This is a genomic window from Pararhizobium sp. IMCC3301, assembly GCF_030758315.1.
Classification (GTDB): Bacteria; Pseudomonadota; Alphaproteobacteria; order Rhizobiales.
This window is the reverse complement of the sequence record NZ_CP132336.1, coordinates 590,238-612,789: the sequence shown is the minus strand read 5'-3', so window position 1 is coordinate 612,789 and position 22,552 is coordinate 590,238. Positions and strand designations below refer to the sequence as shown.

Sequence of the window (22,552 nt, the reverse complement as noted above, 5' to 3'; positions counted from 1 at the left end):
TCATGTTTCTGAGTGTTTTTGAATTGTTCAAGATTGGCATTGGTCCCTCGTCGTCACATACGATGGGTCCGATGGTGGCGGCGCGCCGCTTTCTCACCGAGATTCGCGACGGAGACTGGCCGCGACCTGCCGGTGCGAATGTGGCGCACATCAAAGTCAGCCTGCACGGGTCCTTGAGTTTTACCGGAAAGGGCCATGCCAGCGACCGCGCCATCATATTGGGGTTGGCAGGCTTTGAACCAAAGTCGCTGAATCCGGACAGTGCGGCGGCTGTTCTGGAACAGATTTCGACCGCAAAAACTGTTTCACCAGAAGGGCTTGGGACATTTTCCTTCGATCCTGAATCCGATCTGGAATTTGATTATGGGCCAGCCCTTCCACAACACGCCAACGGGATGATTTTCAGTGGCTATGACAGCAAAGGGCTGTTGCTGCTGAAACGGTCGTATTTTTCGGTCGGTGGCGGCTTCGTCATGACCGAAGCGGAGATGGAAGCCAGTGCCCGCGAAAAGCAGAACAGCAAGGCCGTCACAGACGAAACCATTGAGGCGGTGCCTTATCCCTTCAGGTCAGCTGCTGAAATGCTGTCGATGGGGGTGGCAAGCGGTCTGAGTATCGCGGATATGAAGCGCGAAAATGAGGTGGCGAATACCAGTTCAAAAGTGCTCGACACCGGTCTGATGGAGGTCTGGTCGGCGATGTCGGACTGTATGGACAGGGGATTGAGCGGCAGCGGACAACTGCCGGGCGGGCTGAAGGTCAAGCGCAGAGCCCGTGAAATCCACGATCAACTGGTGGCCGAAACCGGGAGCAATGCGTTTCATCCCCATAAGGTGATGGATTGGCTTGGCGTCTATGCGATGGCGGTCAATGAGGAGAACGCAGCTGGCGGCCGGGTGGTTACGGCCCCGACAAACGGCGCAGCGGGCGTCATTCCGGCGGTTATCCGCTATTATCTGGATCATTGCATCGGTGCGACGGAAGAAGGCGTCAAGACGTTCTTGCTGGTGGCCGCAGCGATTGGTGGCATCATCAAATATAATGCCTCCATTTCCGGCGCTGAGGTTGGCTGCCAGGGCGAAGTCGGTTCTGCGTCTGCCATGGCCGCTGCCGGATTGTGTGCCGTTCTTGGCGGCACCAACAAGCAAATTGAAAATGCTGCGGAAATTGCCCTGGAACATCATCTCGGCATGACTTGCGATCCGGTGGCAGGGCTTGTGCAGGTGCCGTGCATCGAGCGAAACGCCCTGGGCGCAGTCAAAGCTGTGACCGCCGCAAGCCTGGCTCTGCGCGGCAGCGGCGATCATCTTGTACCGCTCGATACCTGCGTGGAAACCATGCGCCAGACAGGCCGTGACATGATGGACGAATATAAGGAAACCTCAAAAGGCGGCCTTGCTGTCAATCTTGTCGCCTGTTGATGTGGTAAAATAATACCTGTATAGCAAATAGCTGCAAAATAACAGGTTTTTTGAACGAATTTCCAACAATTGGTCTTGACCGGGGCCGGGGCCTCGGCTACATCGCGGCCATTGCATGGCGGCTCCGGAATTGGGCCGCTTTCTGATTTTGTGGCCTGATGCCTTGCAGCCGGGTCACGTCTCCACCGGATTTGAGCTGAACCCATGAAAACATATTCTGCGAAAGCCAGCGAGATCGAAAAGAACTGGATTCTGATCGACGCTGAAGATCTTGTTGTAGGCCGTCTTGCCGCGATTGTGGCAACACGCCTGCGTGGCAAGCATAAAGTTACCTACACCCCACATATGGATTGCGGTGACCACGTCATCGTGGTGAACGCCGCCAAGGTCGCACTGACCGGCAAGAAATACGAAGACAAGGTGTATTACTGGCACACCGGGTTTCCCGGCGGCATCAAGCAGCGCACCGCGCGCGAGCTGATCGAAGGCCGTTTCCCCGAGCGCGTCGTGATGAAGGCCGTGCAACGCATGTTGCCGCGTGGCCCGCTGGGCCGCCAGCAATTGCGCAATCTGAAAGTCTATGGAGGGTCCGAGCATCCCCACAGCGCTCAGCAGCCGGTGACACTGGATGTCGCAGCTTTGAATCCCAAGAACAAGAAGGCCTCCTGATCATGGCTGAAGAATTGCAATCCCTGGAAGATCTCGGCAACGTCATGGAAGCAGGCAGCGAAACTGTTGAAGCTGCGCCCGTGTATGTTCAAAAACTGGATAAACATGGCCGTGCCTATGCAACAGGCAAACGTAAAGATGCCGTCGCGCGGGTCTGGCTGAGCCCAGGCTCGGGCCGGATTACCGTCAATGGCAAATCGTTTGAAGTCTATTTTGCCCGTGCCGTGCTGCAACTCGTTGTGCGTCAGCCGCTTGTCGCCGCAGACCGCGATACGCAGTATGACATCAATGCAACTGTGGCCGGTGGGGGCCTGTCCGGTCAGGCTGGTGCCGTGCGTCACGGTATCTCCAAGGCTCTGACCTATTTTGAACCGACCCTGCGCGGCAATCTGAAACAGGGTGGCTTCCTGACCCGTGACAGCCGGGTTGTGGAACGTAAGAAATACGGTAAGGCCAAGGCCCGTAAATCCTTCCAGTTCTCCAAACGTTAAAGTCTGGATCATCTGCAGCAAGGGCGGCCAATGGGCCGCCCTTTTTGATTCCACTACTCAATCGGTGCCAGATCAAACAGCAGCAGATCGGCGTTCTGACCGTTGTCCAATTGCACGGGGCCGCTATCCAGAGCTGCACCATCGCCCTGTTTCAGCTGCTCGCCGTTGAGAGAAACTGAGCCAGACGCTACCTGCAGCCAGAGTTTGCGGTCCGGCTTGGCATGATATTCGATCTGCTCATCGCCATCCAGATTGGCGGCGTAAACGCGGGCATCCTGCTGGACGCGTATCGAGCCCTCCGCGCCGTCCGGTGACAGAATCAGCGCCAGCTTTCCGCGCTTGTCCAGATCAGTGGCGGCCAGGGTTTCATAGCGCGGGGTCACATTGTTCTGATCCGGGATCAGCCAGATTTGCAGAAAGTGAACTGCATCTTCTGCAGAGGGATTGAATTCGCTGTGGGAAACGCCGCTTCCAGTGCTCATGAACTGCACGCCACCGGCGGTCACCACCGAGCCATTTCCCAGTGTGTCCTTGTGTTCAAGGGACCCTTCCAGAACGTAGGAAAATATCTCGAAATTCTTATGCGGGTGGGTCGGAAACCCGCCACCCGGTGCAACTGTGTCATCATTGATGACCCTCAGCGATGCGTAATGCACATGCTCCGGGTCGCTGTAACCGGCAAACGAGAAACTGTGCGCGCTTTTAAGCCAGCCATGATCTGCGCTGCCCCGATCAGCGGCGCGGCGAATGATGATGGGATTGGAAGTCAGTGTGGTTGCGGACATAATCATGCTCCTGTTGAATGTAACATGAGATATATCTGGGACTAAAACGGAACAAATAAACCGTTATCAATGTTGTAACACTGTCTTCAAAAAGTGAACAATCTCTCCGACACGCTGCGTCCGACAGTCATCGAGAAGATGAAACCATCTGTAAAAACAGGATGCCAGTGCGGAAGCGATAGCGGCTTCGACCGTCATTGCGTTTTGCCGCCATAGGGCGTATCTGCAGCAAAAGTCTATTTCAGAAGACTGGATTCAGAGCATGGCGGACAAGAAAATCAGAGTGGGTGTGTTGGGTGCCTCCGGTTATACCGGCGCGGATTTGCTGCGTCTGGCGGTTCGTCATCCCAATATCGACACCACTGTATTGACGGCAAATTCCCATGCAGGAAAGCCGATTGAGGACGTATTTCCGCATCTGCGCGGGTTGGGATTGCCGCCACTTGTGACCGTGGAAGAAGCCAATTGGTCAAATGTGGATGCTGTGTTCTGCGGATTGCCGCACGGCACAACACAGCAGATTACGGCGAGTGTGCTCAAGAGCCATCCGAAGGTCAAATTCATCGATATGTCGGCGGATTTCCGGTTGCGCGACGCTGACACCTATCGGCGCTGGTATGGCGTGAGGCACCAGGCGCCCGAATTGCAGAGCGAGGCGGTTTACGGACTGACTGAACATTACCGTCAGGACATCGCAAAAGCGCGGCTGGTGGCATGTCCGGGATGTTATCCGACCGCGGTGTTGTCCGCCATGCTGCCGCTGGCAAAACTGGCTCTGATTGACCCGTCGCAAATTATCATTGATGCAAAATCTGGTGTTTCCGGCGCGGGGCGCGGCCTGAAACAGAACACGCTGTTCTGCGAAGCCGGTGAGGGCATGTCACCTTATGCGGTCGGAACGCACCGTCATGCGCCGGAAATCGAACAGGAAGTCGGCCGCGCCTTTGGTAGCAAAGTGATCGTCAATTTCACGCCGCATCTGGTTCCCATGTCGCGCGGTGAATTGTGCACGCATTATGTGCGCTGTGCCGATGGCACGACGCCGGATGATCTGCGCGCAGCACTTGCGGCCTTTTATGCCAGCCAGAGCTTCGTTCATGTTCTGAAGGCAGGCGAAATGCCGGCAACCCAGCATGTGCGCGGCTCCAACAACGTCCTGATCGCGGTGTTTGCCGACCGGATTCCGGGACGCGCGATTGTCATCTCGGCGCTTGATAATCTGGTTAAAGGGTCAGCCGGTCAGGCGCTGCAGAATTTCAATTTGATGTTCGGCCTGCCGGAGACAGTCGGATTAGAGCAGGTTGCGCTGTTCCCCTGACACCCTGGCGGCGATTGACACAATTTGCGTCCCGAAGAGGGATCGTGTCTACGTAACCGATTGGCGCGAAAACTTCTCTGCCCAAAGCCAGACAAATACTTGACTTTCGCCGTCTGTCATGTGTTTTTCCGCGCAACAACCTCGTGAACACCGGCCCTTTGGCCCAACAGAATTTCAGGACATAAAATGCACCGTTATCGCACCCACACATGTGGCGCTCTTCGTTTGTCTGACGCTGATGAGACCGTACGTCTGTCGGGATGGGTTCACCGCGTGCGCGACCATGGCGGTCTGCTGTTTATTGATCTGCGCGATCACTACGGATTGACCCAGGTTGTGGCCGACCCGGATTCTCCGGCCTTCAAGATGGCGGAGAGCCTGCGTTCGGAATATTGTATCCGCATTGATGGTGTGGTGAAGGCGCGCGACAGCGATACGGTCAACGCGAATCTTGAAACCGGCGAGATCGAAGTGTTCTGCTCGGACATGGAAATCCTTGGCGCGGCAGATGATCTGCCGGTTCCGGTGTTTGGCGAACTCGACTACCCCGAAGACACGCGGTTGCGTAATCGGTTCCTGGATTTGCGCCGCGAAACCCTGCACAAGAATATCATGACACGGACCCGGGTAATTTCCGATATGCGGGCGCGGATGGCTGCGGAAGGCTTCAACGAATTCCAGACGCCGATTCTGACCGCATCTTCGCCGGAAGGCGCTCGGGATTTTCTGGTGCCTTCACGCATTCACGATGGCACATTTTACGCGTTGCCGCAGGCACCGCAGCAATTCAAACAATTGCTGATGATCTCCGGCTTCGACCGCTATTTCCAGATCGCACCATGTTTCCGCGATGAAGATCCCCGCGCCGACCGTCTGCCGGGTGAATTCTACCAGCTTGACCTGGAGATGAGTTTCGTTACCCAGGAAGACGTCTTGAGCACAATGGAGCCGGTCATTCGCGGCGTGTTCGAGACATTTGCCGAGGGAAAGCCTGTGACCCAGGAGTTTCCGCGCATTCCCTATGCGGAATCCCTGCGCAAATATGGCAGCGACAAACCGGATTTGCGCAATCCGATTGAAATGCAAGCGGTCACCGAACATTTCGCCGGGTCCGGATTCAAGATATTTGCCGGAATGATCGAGCGCGATCCAAAGGTTGAGGTCTGGGCAATCCCGGCCAAAACCGGCGGCAGCCGTGCGTTCTGCGACCGCATGAACAGCTGGGCCCAGGGCGAGGGCCAGCCGGGGCTTGGCTATATTTTCTTCCGCAAGGAAGAAGGCGAAGTGGTCGGCGCGGGCCCGCTGGCGAAGAATATCGGACCGGAACGCACGACTGCGCTGCGCAGCCAGCTTGGTCTGGAAGACGGCGATTCGGTTTTCTTCGTCGCTGGTGTACCATCGAAATTTGCCGCTTTTGCCGGGGCTGCGCGCAACCGCATCGGCAGTGAGCTTGGTCTTGTCGATGAAGAGCGCTTTGCACTGTGCTGGATTGTCGATTTCCCGATGTATGAATGGGATGAAGACAACAAGAAGGTCGAGTTTTCCCACAACCCGTTTTCGATGCCGATGGGTGGTCTGGAAGCTCTGGAGCAACAGGACCCGCTGACCATCAACGCCTATCAATACGACATGGTCTGCAACGGATTTGAAATCGCTTCTGGTGCAATTCGCAACCATGATGTTGATGTGATGAAAAAGGCCTTTTCTATTGCAGGCTATGATGAAGCGGTGCTGGAAGAGCAGTTCGGCGGGCTCTACCGGGCCTTCAAATACGGCGCGCCGCCTCACGGAGGCATGGCAGCAGGCGTTGACCGTATCGTGATGCTGATTGTCGGCGCCAAGAATTTGCGGGAGGTGACACTGTTCCCGATGAATCAGCAGGCCCAGGATCTGCTGATGGGCGCACCGGCTCCGGCGACTGCGACGCAGCTCCAGGAACTGCATCTGCGTGTCATTCCGTCAGCAAAAACCTGATTGGCAGACCATGAAACGGTCTAATTGCGTAGCGGCTCTTCTGCGCGGATAGATGCCTTGTTCTGGATACTTACGCCCAGCAGCGCCAGCAATTTTCGCGGGTCACTGCGCAGTTGACGTTCAATTTCGGAGATGGCAACACCAGCCTCAGGGGCAAGTGTGACCACCAGTCCCTGAGGGTCTGGCAAAAAGGCCTGCAGGGCGTCAACAAGTTCCTTCTGAAACCTTGGATTCTGCAGCACTGCGACCAGAAACGGCAAGGTGGCGCCGACCTGATTTCTCAGAACATCGCCCTTGGTATTGAGTTTTTTGGCCTGAGCATCAAAACCAGCTTCCACGACACCGTAATTTTCAAAGCTCAACTGTGAGTTCACAAGCTTGCCCTGACGGATAGATGACCCGGCCTGTGCCGGATCTGCAAAGGGCGAGGTGGCCACATCCGCAATCCGGGCACTGGCCTGGAACCGTCCCAGATCGCGAATATCAATATCCAGATCCTGCAGTTCCAGAGCTTGCGATGCCGCATCATAGCTCAGTGTCAGCGACTGGTTGAGCTCGACAATCCCGATGTTCATGGCATTCAATGTACCCGTCAGGCGCGCCAGCAGTGCGTTTCCTTCCGGGATGAGCGACGTGGGAACCCGGAGTTTCTGCAGTGACAGGACCACGCCCGCGGGAACACCGGATGTGTCGGTCTGCATTTTCAGATCCAGTGATTCAATGCCACCTTCGAGCGACATCTCGGGAACATTGGCAGCAAAACCGCTGAGGCTGGCCGCAGCGAGCTTCGGCACCAGAGCTGCCAGCGGAACCGGGTCGCCGGCCAGTTTGGCGAGCAGCACCTGCTTGTCCGGAAACACGACATCTTTAACTGAAGCCACTGTGAAATCCACACGGCCGACATCGGTCAAACCGGAGCGAAACCCTTGCAGCTCAAAATCGTCAAACCCTTTGAGAGATGCTGCCGACAGCTTCATGGAATCCCAGGCGAAGTCATCGATGCCAAGCGCCTCTACCCGGAAGCCCTGCAGTTCCAAATTGCCTAGGCTGAACGCCGCCGCCATGTTGAGCAGAAATGGTGGCACTCCAGAACTCGGAATGCCATCTATTCCATTCGGATTGCCAACAACCTTGATCAGGGTTTCTTTCACGGCCGCGTCCAGCGGGTCCATAGCGAAATCAGCAAGCCGGATGGCATCAATACTCACTGTCAGTCCGGCAAGTGAGACCGCATAATTGCGTGCACTGAATTGGCCGATCAGGGTGCGCGCTGTCTCAAAACCGGTTTGAGGGTCGAGTAAAGTCAGAACCGCGTCAATACTTAGATTGTCAATTTTTGCGCCTTGGAAGCTCTCGCTTATGAGTGGCTCCACAGGAGGGCTGAGAGATCTGTTGCTGGCAAAACGCCACTGCGCAATTGTCCGGTTCTTCAGCCCCTCAATCGTGTTGTCTCGGTAAATACTTTCCGATATCAGTTCCATTTCTTTTCTGGATGAGTAAGTGCGCACGGAAAGTGTGGGAATCGATATCTGCTCGGCCTGCAAACCGAAAAGCTCCGCGAGGAAGCGGCGTTGGCGCTCAAACTTATCCAGTTGATCGATATTCGAGCTGAGCCGAGTGATGCTGAGGCGCGGCAGTGCCGCCTTCTGCAAAACCATCCTGTCTATGGCGAATTCGGTTCGGCCCTGTCTGATCGTGACATCGTCAAGCGTGATATTGTCGGCTTCGACGACATAGCCGCCATCGCGCCGCCGTGGCCGTTCAAGAACTGCGGTTTTGATGTCCACCGTCAGTTCCAGGCCTGGCGCGCTCAGCGAGATGCCGTTTATCAGCAAAGCGCTGTCTGAGGGGCGCGTCGTGACGTCGCCGATGCGACCGGATGCGGCACCGAGCCCGGTGGTCTGCTCGAGCCACTGCCTCAGCGAATTGTCGATAGTGCGCGAGAAAATACCGCCGAGCGATTGCGACAGGAGATCATCAAGCGATTGCGCGCGCAGTGGTCCCGGGCTTGCCGCCAGAACGGTTGCACAAACAATCATGAGAAATTTCAAACGCACCATGAAATCAGATCCAGCAAGCATTCGCGGTCCTAATCATTGGCGCTGATCGACAGGCCAAGCAACTCGACTATGGTGCCCGGAGCGGATGTCAAGGCAGCGAAAACCTGAATGAAAGGTGTCGGCTTTTCCGGCTTCATGGTGATGTTGAAATTTTCCGGCTCATTCAGGAATGACGAAACGGCGTCTGCCACCTGATTCTGAAAGGCGTCATTTTCCAGCACAGCCAGGAAAAACGGCAAGGCACCTGACAATTGCGCAGCAAGTGCCTCCGGCTCGGTTCCCATTTTCTTCGCCTGTGCGGTCAACACCCGGCCGGTCAATGAGTCATCGACAATACGCAAGTCGAGGCTGCCGATACTCGCAGTGGCTATAATTGTCCTCGGGTCAAGCGGAGAGGCCATAAAGCTTTCCGGAATACCGCCGATCGATGCGGACAACGAAAGTGCCGCCACATTGTCTCCGGTGAGTTGAAAGCTTTCCACCGTCAAAGTGTCATCTTCAGGTGCGTATGACCCTTTGGCAGTCAGTGAGAACCCAATCTCTTCATATCCAAGCTGCTTTATATCGCGCTGGATACGTGACTCCGAGAGGTCCGATACCTGAATGGACACGTTACTGACAGTCACTTCGCCTGCAACCGGAATGTTATCGTCATTGATGTCCGCAACTGTATCGATCGTGGCAACGCTGACAAGGGGTGCTTCTGGCGTTCCGCCGATGCGAATGTTCTGCACCGATGATGTTTCATAGCGAAACCACTGACTGATCGCGCCTTCGACGATCTGGTCGGCTGGCTGGACCATCACATTTGACGCTTGCGCTGATGCGACGGTGCCTTTTACTGACCGGCCATTCAGCGCGATGCCCAGTGTGGTTACCGAATCCGCTGTAAAACCGCCATTTTCCATCATCACCGGTGCGAGAATTCTGGCAGTCTCAATCGTCACGCTGGGTTGTTTGGCTTTTTCGCGTGTGAACGTCAGATTTTCCAGCACCACTGTATTATCCGCTTCTTCAAAGCGCGCTGTTTCATAGGCGAATGTGTCGCCACTGACCTTCGACATGGTTCCGATCAGGGTTTGCCCAACAGTATCAGCCAGATCTGATGCTGCGGCTGCGGGGGCCATTGGCGCAGTCAACGCAACTGCCAACGTTACAACAGGCACGATCAGGGAGCGAAAAAAATTGGTCATGAAGCTACTTTCTAAATACCTCGGGAAGTTCCGTTAAGCTGGCCTTGTGACAGTCCTACCTGAACCGGATTCAGGTTCTAGAGTCCTTATAGGCAGCTTTATCCTGGTTGCAACTGAGTGCGAAGCTTTGGCGAAAAAAAGGCGGCAACTGAAAGTCACCGCCTTTTTTCTGGTCTCGGACGATTGAGCTACTGATTGGCGACGACTGCGACGCCGAGAAGATCAGGGACAACCTTCGGCGAACTCATTGCGGCGCCTGCAATCTGGGCAACCGGAACAGGATTTTCCGGCGCTATTGTCACGGTCAGGGATCTTGGATCGTCAAGAAAATCAGTCACAGCCCTGGTCACCATTTTGGTAAAAGCCTCATTGTTGATCTGCGCCAGGCCGAATCCAAGCACAAACGGCGCTTGCGCCTTCAATTGGGCCGGATCCTGTCCGGTCAGACCGGCAGCAAAATCCAGACCTTTGTCAAAAATCGATGCGTTGGCAAAGCTGAGCCGGGCTCCGCGCAATGTTGCTGTGGCCATAAGACCCTGCATTTGAGCCGAATCGCGCAGCAGGTCCTTCGGTATACCGCCCATTTGAGCCGAGAAATTGACGACCCCCATATTCTGAGCGTCAACGGTCAATGTGTTGAGGTCGAGCGTTTTCGCGATGGCGTCATAGGCAGCATCGACGGTTATATCAAGCTCAAGGCTGTCATAGCCCGAAGCCTTCATAAAGGCTCTTGCTTCGCCCTCCATTATCTGTGCCGGTACTGAGAGATCGTCGATCGACAGGCTTCCATTCCCGCTGATGCCATCGTCGCCGGTGTAGTTTATGGCACTTTTTACCAAGGCCACCGTGATCGGGTCAGAGCCTTTCGGGATGGCTCGGATATTTGCAAATTCCAGACTTGTATAGGTGACCTGATTCCAGGACTCCGGATCGTCAGTGTCAACGTCGACAGAAGGGATATCAAGATTTGCGATGCTCAATTCGGAAATTAGAATTTGCGCCTTGTCATTAACCAGTTCAAATCCTGATGCTGTAACCCGGTCTGCTCCAAATCCGCCTGTATTGGCCTCGTCATAGCCCTGAATGATTACAGTTGCAAAGGAGCCGGTATCCTTATCTTCGGTGAATGCGAGGTTGACGATTGTCACCGTGTCGTCCGCCGCATTGTATTGCGCGCTTTCGTAAGACGCATCGGACGCTGACGTTTCCATGATCTCGACCAGTCGATCAGCCACAGCGATAGCGTCAGGTGCAGCGAATGCGAGACCGGGAACGAATAGGCCTGCCGTTAGGGTTGCGCCAATGACGCGATGTTTGAAAGATATCATGAAGGTCCTCATTAATAAGGCGGTGGCGACATGGGACAGCCCCGCCTGTCTGAACAATAGGCCGCAGCCGCTGCGCATCAACCAGTGACAGGCAATAAAGGTTTGTGGTGGAGATCAAACTTTGTTGATCCTTTGCTTTTTCTTACTGAGTTTTCTGCGGAATCACAAGTTTCGCATCTCTGGCAAATTGGGCGGATCAAGGCTCAATCCGGCCGGTTACAGGGTTAAGAAAACAGCTAAAATATTAATGATTTTGGAATTATATTGATTATCTGTGCCATGGTATTAACAGGCACGGATTCGTAAAGGAAAATTGGAGTTGCTTCGAGGAAAACGACCATTCCTATTGATGGTATGTGCCGTGATATGCATCGCGGTGCCGTTCTTTCTTGTCTCAATCCTGCATCAGGCGGCTCGCGAGCGGGACATTTCCGTTGCAATGGTGCAATTGAAAACGGACCTAAGTAATCAGGTCGCACTGGTTCTTGAAGACGCCAAATCGGTGCTGGATACTTACTCAAATACGGCGCTTGCGCCTTGCAACACTGTGTCGCAAGAGCTGATGCGGCAGGTGAGCTACACGAGTGTTTACGTCAAGGACCTGATGGTCAGTGACGGCAGTAACAATATCATTTGTTCTGTGTCCGAGAAGCGGCAGACCATCCGCAGCCGAACAGCTCCGCAAAACCTGCCAGACAGCGCCTATCAGATTGAAGCCGTCCAGGTTGAATCCGGGCAACTCGAAGCGTTGCTGGTTTCCCGGAATATTGCCGAGAACCGGAAACTGAGCGCGCTGGTTCTGTCAAATGCGCTCCTGTCGGCCAGAAAATACAGTGCGTTGCTGGATGATGGATATGTGATGTTGTCCATGGAAGATGGCACGGATGTGGGCCGTTGGCCGAATTCCACTTTATCACTGCCTGCTTCGGACCGGCTTGAGCACTATCGCATCCTGGAAAGCGAACTCACCGGGCTGCCGTTTCGGATGACCGTTCTGGTGGCCAACACCGGTCTCGAGGCCTTGCCTGTAAATCATTCGGTTCCGGTTCTGATTTTCGGCGCATTGATGTTTGGAACGGCTGTTTTCATCGGATTGTGGTTTCTGACACAAGCGGACGGCTCAGCCATCGGTAATGTGGAAACTGCAATCAAGGATGGTCAGCTTGTTGCCAGCTATCAACCGATAATTGATTTGCGGACCGGACGATATATCGGCTGCGAAGCGCTTGTCCGATTGCGCAGGCCCGATGGCACATTGGCTCACCCGAACACGTTTATTGAAGAAGCGGAGGGTTCCGGTCTGGCTGTTGAAATGACAGTGCTGCTGATGCAGCGCGTCCGAGAAGACCTGGAAGCGTTTTACAGCCGTCATCCCTCCCTGAAAGTCAGTATAAATCTGTTCAGCGATCACCTCAATCGACCGGAAACCATTGCAGAAATCAAGAGCGTTTTTGCTGCCTCAAATTTCCGATTTGAGCAATTGACCTTCGAATTGACCGAACGCCTGCCGATGGAATCGTCTCACAAGGCCAAGGAGATCATCGCCGGGCTACAGGCTCTGGGCTGTCAGGTTGCGCTGGATGATGTGGGGACAGGACATAACGGGCTGAAATATCTGATGGAGCTTGGAGTCGATATCATCAAGATCGACAAATTATTCATAGACGGTGTGTCGGATTCGGGTTTCTCGAAAACCATCGTCGAGGCATTGATTAAACTGGCCGGGGATATGCAGATCCTGGTCGTCGCCGAAGGTATCGAAAGCGTGGAACAGGTTGCCAAGCTGAAAGAATTGGGGGTCGATATGGCCCAGGGTTATTTCTACTCCCGTCCGCTTGGCCCGCAGGCATATAAGGTCTTTATGGAAGAGGCGATTTCAAGAGAAAGCACAGCTGGACCCAAGCTTGATCCGGATGACCGGGCACCGAAATTTCTGAAACTGGTCAACGCAAACCAGCACAGCAATCCCTGACGGTATTCGTCCTGTTATGGCAACTGCAGACTTATAGTTAAGCATCCGTTTACACGCCGCCTGTTAGTTTGAATGCGGACAATGAAACGGGTTCTCAACTTGCGATTCTTGAAACGGATAAGACGACGGCTGATTATCAGTATTGCTGCCATCATTGTGTTCCTCGCAGTGGCAGGTTTTATCTCTAGTCAGACCCATAACGCCATGCGCAAGGATGCTCAGGACATCCTGGACGCAGAAATGACGTCGATCGGCCGAACGCTTATCGGGGCATTTGACCGCGAGGCGGCGGCGGTTATCAATACCATATCCCAGTCACGGCTGGGAGAAGTTGAAGGATGCTCGCCGCGTTTCCAAAGTATCAGCCGCTACGTCGTTGGATCACTGGATCACGTACAGGATATCGGATTCGTTGCTTCCGACGGGACGCTGGCGTGTTCCGTGTTGCGGCCGGGTCAACCGATTGAAGGTTTCCTGAAGCCGTGGAGCCTGGATACGCCAACATTGACGCTCGCGGTTCTTGAGGATGCACGACTGGAACGCCGCCCGCTTGTGCTGGTGATCAATAATGGTTTGAACCAGCGCTATGTCGTCCGGTTCGCTCCGTCAGTTCTGCCGGAAGATATCGGCTCGACGCTTATCAGGCCCTACCTTTCCTACGACGCGCTGTTGACCAGCGGTGACCGCTGGATCCACGTCGACAATCAGATCATGTACCGGCATAAGGTGGGGGCGATTGCAAGGTGGGCCATCGATGTCCGGAACCTGCCGGAACGCTTCAGCCAGACCATGTCTTCCAAAGCGCTTCCTCTGGTGGTCACCATATCCGTCGGATCGGAGGTCCTGCCGGTAATCTATGACCGGCTCGACAATGGTGCCATTCAGGTCGGCATTCTCGGTGGGCTCGTCATTTTGTTCCTGCTGCTGCTGATCGGCTGGCGATCAGGCCGCCCGGAATTTGAATATAGCGCGGTGTTTGATGAGGGCGAATTTCTGGCCTACTATCAACCGGTTGTGGATATGGGAAATGGCAACATTCTGGGATGTGAAGTTCTGCTTCGGTTCAGAACCAGAGAGGGCAAGCTGGTTCAACCTGCAGCGTTCATTGCCTATGCCGAGACCACCGGTGTCATTATGAAAGTCACCCATGATCTGATGAAGCGGGTGGCGGCTGAACTGAATGAATTGTCGAAGGATTTCGGCCAACTGAAAATCGGCATCAATCTGACCGGCAAGCATTTTGAGGATATGGCTGTTGTCGATGACATTCGGGCAATATTCGGAAAGAGCAACATCTCGTTTCAGCAATTGGTGTTTGAATTGACCGAACGGCACCCTGTACAGGATTTCCAGGTGGCGCGCATGGCGATTTCCGGCATGCAGGAACTCGGTGCAAGCGTTGCACTGGATGATGCCGGCACTGGCCATGGTGGTTTTTCCTACCTGCAGAAACTGGGACTCGATGTCATCAAGATTGACAAGATGTTTGTCGACAGCTTCAGCAACGATGTCACCACAATGACGATCATTGATATCATCGTGGAACTGGCCAAGAGCCTGGATATGGGTATCATTGCCGAGGGTGTCGAGAACCAGCATCAGGTGGATTCACTGCGCAAGCTCGGGATTTCGGCGGCCCAGGGCTATTTCTTCTCGCCGCCACTTCCGCCGGAGGAATATATCGATCTGGTCAGAAGATCCGTCGTGGCGAAGAATAAGTTTTCCGTGTTTGAAAACACCCGGATTTCTCCGCTGCACAATTACAGGCCAACGGAAATTCTTTATGAAGTCGAAGCCGAAGTCGTCCAGCCGATAGCCAGAGCTTCTTAGATGTTTTGTCCCGGCATTTGATGGTGCAATATTCTCTCCTGAATGGAAGGAAGCATTATGGGACAAGTTTTACACGGCAGCGCCACGACTACGCACGCTATCAGAGCAGCAATACAGCGATCGCAAGCTTCGGCCTCGGACTTGAGCGAGACCTATGGGGTCAACCCCAAGACGGTTTTGAAGTGGAAAAAGCGGACATGCGTTGAAGACCGTAAAACTGGTCCGAAGCAACCTCAGTCCACGGTTCTCAGTAAGATTGAGGAAGCCGCAATTGTTGCTTTTCGGCGACACACTCTCTTACCGCTGGATGATTGCCTTTATGCGCTTCAGCCGACCATTCCCTATCTGACACGCTCATCATTACACCGCTGTCTTCAACGTCATGGCATTAGCCGTTTGCCCGACGTGAACGGTGACAAACCCGCCAAGAAGAAGTTCAAGCGTTATCCCATTGGCTATTTCCACGTCGATATTGCCGAATTGCACACTATGGAGGGGAAACTACATCTGTATGTTGCCATTGATAGGACAAGCAAATTTGCATTTGTTCAACTCGTTGATAAAGCAAACAGGCGAACGGCATCAGCCTTCCTCGAAGCCCTCGTTGCAGCCGTTCCATACAAGATCAACATTGTTCTCACCGACAATGGCATCCAGTTCACTTTCCCACCGCGCTACAAAGATGGGCCAACGGCAACATACATGACGCACATGTTCGACATGCGTTGTCAGGAAAACGGAATTCAACACCGGCTCACAAAAATCAGACACCCTTGGACAAACGGCCAGGTTGAGCGGATGAACCGAACCATCAAAGACGCCACCGTCAAACGCTACCACTACGATGACCACAGCCAACTGCGCGACCATCTCAACGACTTCATCAATGCATACAATTACGCCCGAAGACTCAAAACCCTCGGTGGTCTCACACCATATGAATACATCTGCAAAATCTGGACAAACAAACCAGAAAGATTCAATCTAAATCCGATCCATCAAATGCCGGGACTAGACACCTAATCAAGGATTTTCTTCTGATAATAGTATCTTGGAGATAGGAATCAGTTAGTAATTGTTTAAACAGATCAACAGCACCAATGTGGGTGCTCAACGTTTAAGTGGGAACTGAATTTGACTATTCGCAACTTCACATCTGTTCAGGTGGACGAAATTCTTGCACAGCACTTGACACCATCGGACGTAATTAGCGATCCAGTGCGTTTGATTGGTCGAGAGAAATATTTAGAGCAGATCCGTCGCGCATTGACCTCACCAGGGCGACATGTCTTTATCTTCGGCGAGCGAGGGGTTGGAAAAACCTCGCTCGCCATGACTGCAGGCAAGGCGAATGTGTGCAGCATAGAAAATTTTACCTATGTACCCTGCGGTGAGCAAACCACTTTCTTTGAAGTGGTCCAAATTATTGGCAATAGCGCGGTTGCCTTGAAGCAGCGCATAGCCGCCAGTGGCGGCGGATGGAGCGCGGGCGCTGGGGTATCTATACCTGGCATTGCTGGTGCGAATGCCAATTTTAAGCAAACTGATAAATCTGCGGTGCCCCTGCCAACCAGTTGGGCGGAGGTCTATGATGTATTGCGTTTCGTGCGCAGCAAGCGCCAAGGCCAAATCATCATTGCTATCGATGAGTTTGACCGTGTTAAACATGAAGAGAAAACCGCTTTTGCTGAGTTGTTAAAAAATGTTGGGACGCAAGTCGAGGATATGCGATTTATTTTCTGCGGGATTGGCGCGAATGTGAATGAAATTCTCGGTGAGCACTTATCTACTGGCCGTATGTTTGAGCCAGTGGAGATCGACAAACTTCACCATGATATGTTGTGGAAAATAATTGAAGATGCAAGCGCTCCGCTGCACGTGCAAATTGACCAGGGAATTTTGCTACGGATCGGCATTATCAGTGATGGATTTCCGCATTTTGTCCATTTGATTGGTCAGTGCCTGATTTATGCGATGCTTGATGATCAGGCTGAAGTGAGCCAGTGCCAGCGTGTTCATTTTGAGATTGCTTTAAAAGAGGCACTACAAAAAACAGAACCGAGCTTGAAACGTATCTATTCATTGGCGACAGAAAAAGCAAAAAACCAAACGGAATATGAAGAAGCTCTATGGGCACTAGCTGATCGTACAGCAACCAAACGCAAGCTTGACGACATCGAGCAATCATATCGACGGATTGTGGGGGCCAGGTATCGATTGAATTGCAAGCATGAGCAAATGGACCGCTACAAGCTGAATCAGAGGCTGTTAACTCTAAGAAAAGACAACCACGCCAAAATTGTAGAGGGGCATGGGTCTGGCTTTTACAGCTTTCGAGAAGGTGTCGTGCGCGGGTATGTGCGTCTGATGGCAGAAAATAATGGAGTGCAGCTTGCTGCGGAAATAACGAACTAGGATGTGGCCTCAATGCTCCCAGCATCTGATTGCAAAGATTTGAACCATTCACAAAAAACTTCGAACCGATTGGCAGGCCAAAAAGCACGATGTTGCACCATTTGATTGTTAATTGATCTTACAGTAGTTCATGTAGCTAATCCTGACATCAGGCTCTACTGCGGTGGGAAACCTTACAGGAACGCGACAGATGGAGACTGGAAGATGGGTTGGGATGAGATATTTATAATAGTTGGGGCGATTGGCGGCATCGCCTCCGTATCCGGAGGCATTGCAGCATTTATTGGCAAGCTCGTTTCATCTAGAATTATTCAGTCACATCAGGTGCGACTGGACATCCTGCTAGAAACTCACAAAAATCTTCTAGTGAGAGACACTGACCAAAATAGGCTCTTACTAAAGCGTCAAGAGCTGATGTTTGAGCGAGAATATGCAGCAGCGGCAGATTTTTACCGACTGTTCAACTCCATTGTACCAGACCTGTGGGCACCTGATTTAGACTGGCTTGAAGCACAAGCGCGCATTGCCGGAAATCTCGGAAAGCATGCAATAGGACTAGAAAAATTCTTGCTGGAGCATGCAAGCGCGCTAAGCAAAGAGGGGCGTACTTTGGTTGTTTCAGCACAGGCGACCGCAAACAGAGGGTCTTTGGAATTTGCGCAAGAGGCCAACGAAGTAGAATTTCCTCATGATGTAGAGCCAAGTGAGCAGCTCCGAAAGGATGTCGATGAGTTTTACGAACTCATGAGGAATGCCGATGAACGTCTGATGCTTGATCTCAAGCAAGGTTCGTTTTCGACAACCGCGGATTCAAAGGGGAATTAACCAACAATCTTCTCCTGCTTGGTGCCGAACTTGGGATTCCCGAATTAGGCTCTTACCGATCCTTCGCTGATTGTTTGATCAAAGTGTGCGGTAGACCGATTGCTGCACGGACAGTTTGGACGGAGAGCGGTTGTTCGCTTCGGTTTGTACGGACGGCGGCTGCGCGGACAAACCTACCATACCCGGAATTTCAACGAACTAGCCATCCTGCCCGATGCACTATATTGCGCGGCGTTTCCAAGCCTGCAAACGGTTCAATATCAACCGCAAACGATCTAATTACTTTTCTTGGTTACCGAAGTGTGGGACCAAATCACGACCACATAACCCCGACCGCCTGGATCGGGGCTCCAACGCCTGCAAAGGAATAAACAATGGCTGATGGCGATACGTCGAATGATGGCAAATCTGCAAATGATGACTTTGAGCAGAATGCTCTGTTTTACCATGAATTTCCAAGGCCGGGAAAACTTGAGATCATGGCGACGAAACCGCTTGGAAACCAGCGCGATCTGGCGCTGGCCTATTCGCCCGGTGTGGCAGCTCCCTGTCTTGCCATTGAACGCGATCCATCGCTTGCCTTCAATTATACGGCGCGCGGTAATCTGGTCGGCGTGGTGTCAAACGGGACCGCAGTTCTGGGACTGGGTGCAATCGGTCCTCTTGCTTCCAAGCCGGTGATGGAAGGCAAGGCGGTGCTGTTCAAGAAATTTGCCGGCATCGATGTGTTTGATATCGAGGTGGATGCAACCGGCGTGGAGCGGTTCGTCGACGTGGTAAGCGCTCTTGAACCAACCTTTGGCGGTATCAATCTGGAAGATATAAAGGCGCCCGAATGCTTTCAGATCGAGCGCGCCCTGCGTGAAAAAATGAACATTCCGGTGTTTCATGATGACCAGCATGGCACTGCGATCATTGTTGGTGCTGCGGTCCTGAACGGCGTTGAGCTTGCCGGTAAGCAACTGGACGAGGTTAAAGTTGTCGCTTCTGGCGCCGGTGCTGCGGCGCTTGCATGCCTCAACTTGCTGGTCTCTCTTGGCGTGCGGCGCGAACACATCTGGGTGACGGACATTGAAGGCGTTGTCTATGAAGGCCGCGAGGCCCTGATGGATGAATGGAAGGGAACGTTCGCTCAGCAGACTGCCTTGCGCACACTGGACGATGTCATTGAAGGTGCAGATGTGTTTCTCGGCCTGTCAGCCGGCGGGGTTCTGAAATCCTCGATGGTGGCCAGAATGGCCGCGAAGCCCTTGATCATGGCTCTGGCCAACCCCAATCCGGAGATCATGCCTGAAGCTGCGTTGGCGGCATCTCCGGATGCAATGATCTGTACCGGCCGTTCCGACTATTCCAATCAGGTCAACAATGTCCTGTGTTTCCCCTATATTTTCCGGGGCGCACTTGATGTTGGCGCAACGACGATCAATGAGGAGATGAAACATGCCGCCGTGCGTGCCATTGCGGCGCTTGCGCGCGAGGAGCCGACTGAAGTTGTGGCACAGGCCTATGGCGGCGTATCGCACACATTCGGCCCGCAATATCTGATCCCGTCTCCGTTTGACCAACGGCTCATCATCCGGATTGCTCCGGCAGTAGCAAAAGCTGCCATGGAGTCAGGCGTTGCGACGCGGCCGATTGACGATATGCGCGCCTATGTGGACCGATTAAGCCAGTTTGTATTCAGATCCGGGCTGTTGATGAAGCCTATTTTTGCTGCTGCGCAGAATACGCCGACCCGAATTATCTATGCAGACGGCGAAGATGAACGGATTTTGCGGGCAGCTCAGGTGCTGGTGGAAGATGGCATCGCCATTCCCATTCTCATCGGCCGGCCAGCTGTCATGGACAGCCGGGCAGAGCGTTTCGGGCTGCGGTTCCGCCCGCAACGCGATTGCGAAATTATCAATCCCGAAGACGATCCGCGCTACCGCGATTATGTCGATCTGTTTTTCTCCAAGGTTGGCCGCAAAGGTGTGACCAGCGATGCTGCACGCACAATCGTTCGGACCAATACCACGGTGATCGCTGCACTGGCATTGGAACGCGGTGATGCCGATGCGATGATCTGTGGTCTGGAGGGGCGCTATGACAAGCATGTGCGGGACATACGCAACATTATCGGGCTGAAAGCCGGAGCGGATGATTATTCGAGCCTCAGTCTCCTCATCAACGCACGTGGTGGCTATTTCCTGACAGACACTTATGTGACGGAAAATCCGACCGCAGAAGAAATTGCGGAAATGACAATTCTGGCGGCCAGTCATATTCGGCGTTTTGGCATCGACCCAAAGGCGGCATTACTGTCGCACTCCAATTTCGGATCACGAGAAACGGCGACCGCCCGCAAAATGCGCGATGCGCTGGCGGTTTTGCGCGCAATGAACGTCACGTTTGAAGTGGATGGTGAAATGCATGGCGATGCCGCGCTGTCCGTAGCAATGCGGGCCAAGGCGATGCCTGACAGTCCCCTGCAGGGCGAAGCCAATCTTCTGGTGTTTCCAACACTTGATGCGGCAAATATCGCTCTGAATCTTCTGAAATCAATGACAGATGCGCTTCATGTCGGCCCGATTTTGCTTGGCTGCGCCAAGTCGGCCCATATTGTAACGCCTTCTGTAACCTCACGCGGAATTGTCAATATTTCAGCCCTTGCGGCCGTTGAAGCAAATTCCGATACGGCGTAAAGCCTCAGCCACTTTGAATTGTGGAGCGAATATGACTGATCTTGCAGATATGAACTGGAGCGACACATTGCTGATGCCGGAGCCATTTTCGGCTCTGGTGACCAGTGATGTGGATGAAGCGGTCAACCGTCTGATCGAAATCTACGACCGCAATTCCGGCTTTATCCAGATGCATTTCAAGGAATTGCTGGAAAATGGACTGCCCAGCGGCCGGGTCCGTGCTTGTTATCCTTATGCCAGGTTGACGACGACCGGCTATACGCGCCCGGATTCACGATCATCATTCGGGTTTGTCGCCGGTCCTGGAACTTATCAGACCACGTTGAGCCGGCCGGATCTCTTCCGTGAATATCTGAAAGAGCAATTCACCAAACTGATTGCAAATCATGGGGTTGGCATTGAAATCGGTGAAAGTGATTCACCCATTCCACTGCATTTTGCTTTTCCTGAAGGGATGCATGTCGAAGGCGGGTTGTCGCAGCGCCTTGATGTCCAGTTGCGCGAGGTTTTCGATGTGCCTGATCTCGCGGTTACCGACGATGCGATTGCGAATGGAGAATATGAGGTGGCGCCGGGTGAACCGATGCCGCTGGCTGCGTTTCCGGCGCAGCGGGTGGATTATTCGCTGCACCGGCTGGCCCATTATACCGCTACCAGTCCGACTCATTTTCAAAACTTTGTGCTGTTCACCAACTACCAATTCTACATTGACGAATTTTGTGCGCTGGCGCAGACCATGATGAAAAGCGGTGAGGGCGAGTATGAGTGCTTTGTCGAGCCCGGCAATGTGATGACGCTGAAAGGCGAGGATGCGCCTTGCAAAGGTGAGGCGCCCAGCCGGCTGCCGCAGATGCCGGCCTATCATCTGTGCCGCAAGGGCCATGACGGTATCACCATGGTGAATATCGGTGTCGGGCCGTCGAACGCAAAAACCATCACCGATCACATTGCCGTTCTCAGACCGGCCGCCTGGCTGATGCTGGGACATTGTGCAGGTCTGCGCAATTCGCAAAGGCTGGGCGATTATGTTTTGGCTCATGGTTATGTGCGGGAGGATCACGTGCTGGATGCGGACTTACCGACCTGGGTTCCGATTCCTCCGCTGGCAGAAGTTCAGGTTGCCCTGGAACAAGCGGTTGCGGAAGTGACCGGCTTGACCGGCTATGAATTGAAGAGCGTCATGCGCACCGGAACAGTTGCCACCATCGACAACCGCAATTGGGAGCTGAGAGATCACAGGGAACCGGTACAGCGCTTCTCGCAGTCACGCGCGATTGCTCTGGATATGGAAAGCGCGACGATTGCTGCCAACGGATTCCGGTTCCGGGTGCCCTATGGAACGCTTCTTTGCGTGTCCGACAAGCCGCTGCACGGTGAATTGAAGCTGCCGGGCATGGCCAGTGATTTTTACAAGCGGCAGGTCGCAAAACACCTTCAAATCGGTATCAGGGCCGTGGAAAAAATGCGTGAAATGCCAGCCGAGAGCCTGCACAGTCGCAAACTCAGAAGCTTTGCAGAGACGGCTTTTCAGTAAATTTGAGCGGGCACTCAAGATGGTTGAGGGAACAGGGTGACCCGGCCTGAAAA

Annotated in this window: 16 protein-coding genes; 12 read left to right on the top strand and 4 right to left on the bottom strand. The window is 53.6% G+C overall.

The features are described from left to right. Positions 1 to 2 precede the first annotated feature (2 nt). The 3 genes from RAL88_RS02710 (at position 3) to rpsI (ending at position 2,581) form a co-directional block, all read left to right on the top strand. Positions 3 to 1,421: an L-serine ammonia-lyase gene (locus RAL88_RS02710; protein WP_306267117.1), complete on the top strand. Its 1,419-nt coding sequence runs from the start codon at positions 3 to 5 to the stop codon at positions 1,419 to 1,421. A gap of 204 nt (positions 1,422 to 1,625) precedes the next feature. After that, entirely contained in the window at positions 1,626 to 2,090 is a 465-nt protein-coding gene (gene rplM, locus RAL88_RS02705) for a 50S ribosomal protein L13 (protein ID WP_306267115.1), read from the top strand. A gap of 2 nt (positions 2,091 to 2,092) precedes the next feature. After that, positions 2,093 to 2,581 (top strand): 30S ribosomal protein S9, encoded by a 489-nt coding sequence (gene rpsI / locus RAL88_RS02700; protein WP_306267114.1) that lies wholly within the window; start codon positions 2,093 to 2,095, stop codon positions 2,579 to 2,581. Positions 2,582 to 2,634: 53 nt separating this feature from the next. Here rpsI and RAL88_RS02695 read toward each other — a convergent pair whose 3' ends face one another. Next, entirely contained in the window at positions 2,635 to 3,366 is a 732-nt protein-coding gene (locus tag RAL88_RS02695) for a pirin family protein (RefSeq protein WP_306267112.1), read from the bottom strand. A gap of 262 nt (positions 3,367 to 3,628) precedes the next feature. Between RAL88_RS02695 and argC the strand changes: the two genes are divergently transcribed. Next, positions 3,629 to 4,684, top strand: a complete 1,056-nt coding sequence (gene argC, locus RAL88_RS02690) for an N-acetyl-gamma-glutamyl-phosphate reductase (protein ID WP_306267110.1) — start codon at positions 3,629 to 3,631, stop codon at positions 4,682 to 4,684. Between the two features lie 186 nt (positions 4,685 to 4,870). Beyond that, the gene (gene aspS / locus RAL88_RS02685) at positions 4,871 to 6,658 is read left to right on the top strand and encodes an aspartate--tRNA ligase (protein WP_306267109.1); all 1,788 of its coding nucleotides are present in this window, start codon (positions 4,871 to 4,873) and stop codon (positions 6,656 to 6,658) included. 20 nt (positions 6,659 to 6,678) lie between these two features. Here the strand turns inward: aspS and RAL88_RS02680 are convergent, their stop codons facing one another. The 3 genes from RAL88_RS02680 to RAL88_RS02670 all read right to left on the bottom strand — a co-directional run bounded on the left by RAL88_RS02680 (position 6,679) and on the right by RAL88_RS02670 (position 11,239). Then, positions 6,679 to 8,739, bottom strand: a complete 2,061-nt coding sequence (locus tag RAL88_RS02680) for a hypothetical protein (RefSeq protein ID WP_306267107.1) — start codon at positions 8,737 to 8,739, stop codon at positions 6,679 to 6,681. Between the two features lie 8 nt (positions 8,740 to 8,747). Next, on the bottom strand, positions 8,748 to 9,911 hold the full coding sequence (locus RAL88_RS02675) for a hypothetical protein (protein WP_306267106.1): 1,164 nt from the start codon (positions 9,909 to 9,911) through the stop codon (positions 8,748 to 8,750). A gap of 188 nt (positions 9,912 to 10,099) precedes the next feature. Beyond that, positions 10,100 to 11,239: a hypothetical protein gene (locus RAL88_RS02670; protein ID WP_306267105.1), complete on the bottom strand. Its 1,140-nt coding sequence runs from the start codon at positions 11,237 to 11,239 to the stop codon at positions 10,100 to 10,102. A 361-nt stretch (positions 11,240 to 11,600) separates the two neighbouring features. Between RAL88_RS02670 and RAL88_RS02665 the strand changes: the two genes are divergently transcribed. The 7 genes from RAL88_RS02665 (at position 11,601) to RAL88_RS02635 (ending at position 22,499) form a co-directional block, all read left to right on the top strand. Next, complete coding sequence (locus RAL88_RS02665; protein WP_306267104.1) at positions 11,601 to 13,211, top strand: EAL domain-containing protein; 1,611 nt, start codon at positions 11,601 to 11,603, stop codon at positions 13,209 to 13,211. Between the two features lie 204 nt (positions 13,212 to 13,415). Continuing rightward, a complete protein-coding gene (locus tag RAL88_RS02660; protein ID WP_306267103.1) occupies positions 13,416 to 15,041 on the top strand; it encodes an EAL domain-containing protein in 1,626 nt (541 codons plus the stop codon). A gap of 57 nt (positions 15,042 to 15,098) precedes the next feature. Next, on the top strand, positions 15,099 to 16,064 hold the full coding sequence (locus RAL88_RS02655) for an IS481 family transposase (protein WP_306267101.1): 966 nt from the start codon (positions 15,099 to 15,101) through the stop codon (positions 16,062 to 16,064). A gap of 111 nt (positions 16,065 to 16,175) precedes the next feature. After that, positions 16,176 to 17,456: an ATP-binding protein gene (locus RAL88_RS02650; protein ID WP_306267100.1), complete on the top strand. Its 1,281-nt coding sequence runs from the start codon at positions 16,176 to 16,178 to the stop codon at positions 17,454 to 17,456. A gap of 204 nt (positions 17,457 to 17,660) precedes the next feature. Next, positions 17,661 to 18,281, top strand: a complete 621-nt coding sequence (locus RAL88_RS02645; protein ID WP_306267098.1) for a hypothetical protein — start codon at positions 17,661 to 17,663, stop codon at positions 18,279 to 18,281. A 374-nt stretch (positions 18,282 to 18,655) separates the two neighbouring features. After that, positions 18,656 to 20,965: an NADP-dependent malic enzyme gene (locus tag RAL88_RS02640; protein ID WP_306267096.1), complete on the top strand. Its 2,310-nt coding sequence runs from the start codon at positions 18,656 to 18,658 to the stop codon at positions 20,963 to 20,965. Positions 20,966 to 20,996: 31 nt separating this feature from the next. Then, positions 20,997 to 22,499: an AMP nucleosidase gene (locus RAL88_RS02635; RefSeq protein WP_306267095.1), complete on the top strand. Its 1,503-nt coding sequence runs from the start codon at positions 20,997 to 20,999 to the stop codon at positions 22,497 to 22,499. The last annotated feature ends 53 nt before the right edge of the window (positions 22,500 to 22,552 follow it).

Coding starts and splice junctions, on each gene's coding strand:
- RAL88_RS02710 (WP_306267117.1), top strand. CDS start 3: ATGTTTCTGAGTGTTTTTGAATTGTTCAAGATTGGCATTGGTCCCTCG.
- rplM (WP_306267115.1), top strand. CDS start 1,626: ATGAAAACATATTCTGCGAAAGCCAGCGAGATCGAAAAGAACTGGATT.
- rpsI (WP_306267114.1), top strand. CDS start 2,093: ATGGCTGAAGAATTGCAATCCCTGGAAGATCTCGGCAACGTCATGGAA.
- RAL88_RS02695 (WP_306267112.1), bottom strand. CDS start 3,366: ATGTCCGCAACCACACTGACTTCCAATCCCATCATCATTCGCCGCGCC.
- argC (WP_306267110.1), top strand. CDS start 3,629: ATGGCGGACAAGAAAATCAGAGTGGGTGTGTTGGGTGCCTCCGGTTAT.
- aspS (WP_306267109.1), top strand. CDS start 4,871: ATGCACCGTTATCGCACCCACACATGTGGCGCTCTTCGTTTGTCTGAC.
- RAL88_RS02680 (WP_306267107.1), bottom strand. CDS start 8,739: ATGCTTGCTGGATCTGATTTCATGGTGCGTTTGAAATTTCTCATGATT.
- RAL88_RS02675 (WP_306267106.1), bottom strand. CDS start 9,911: ATGACCAATTTTTTTCGCTCCCTGATCGTGCCTGTTGTAACGTTGGCA.
- RAL88_RS02670 (WP_306267105.1), bottom strand. CDS start 11,239: ATGATATCTTTCAAACATCGCGTCATTGGCGCAACCCTAACGGCAGGC.
- RAL88_RS02660 (WP_306267103.1), top strand. CDS start 13,416: ATGCGCAAGGATGCTCAGGACATCCTGGACGCAGAAATGACGTCGATC.
- RAL88_RS02655 (WP_306267101.1), top strand. CDS start 15,099: ATGGGACAAGTTTTACACGGCAGCGCCACGACTACGCACGCTATCAGA.
- RAL88_RS02645 (WP_306267098.1), top strand. CDS start 17,661: ATGGGTTGGGATGAGATATTTATAATAGTTGGGGCGATTGGCGGCATC.
- RAL88_RS02640 (WP_306267096.1), top strand. CDS start 18,656: ATGGCTGATGGCGATACGTCGAATGATGGCAAATCTGCAAATGATGAC.
- RAL88_RS02635 (WP_306267095.1), top strand. CDS start 20,997: ATGACTGATCTTGCAGATATGAACTGGAGCGACACATTGCTGATGCCG.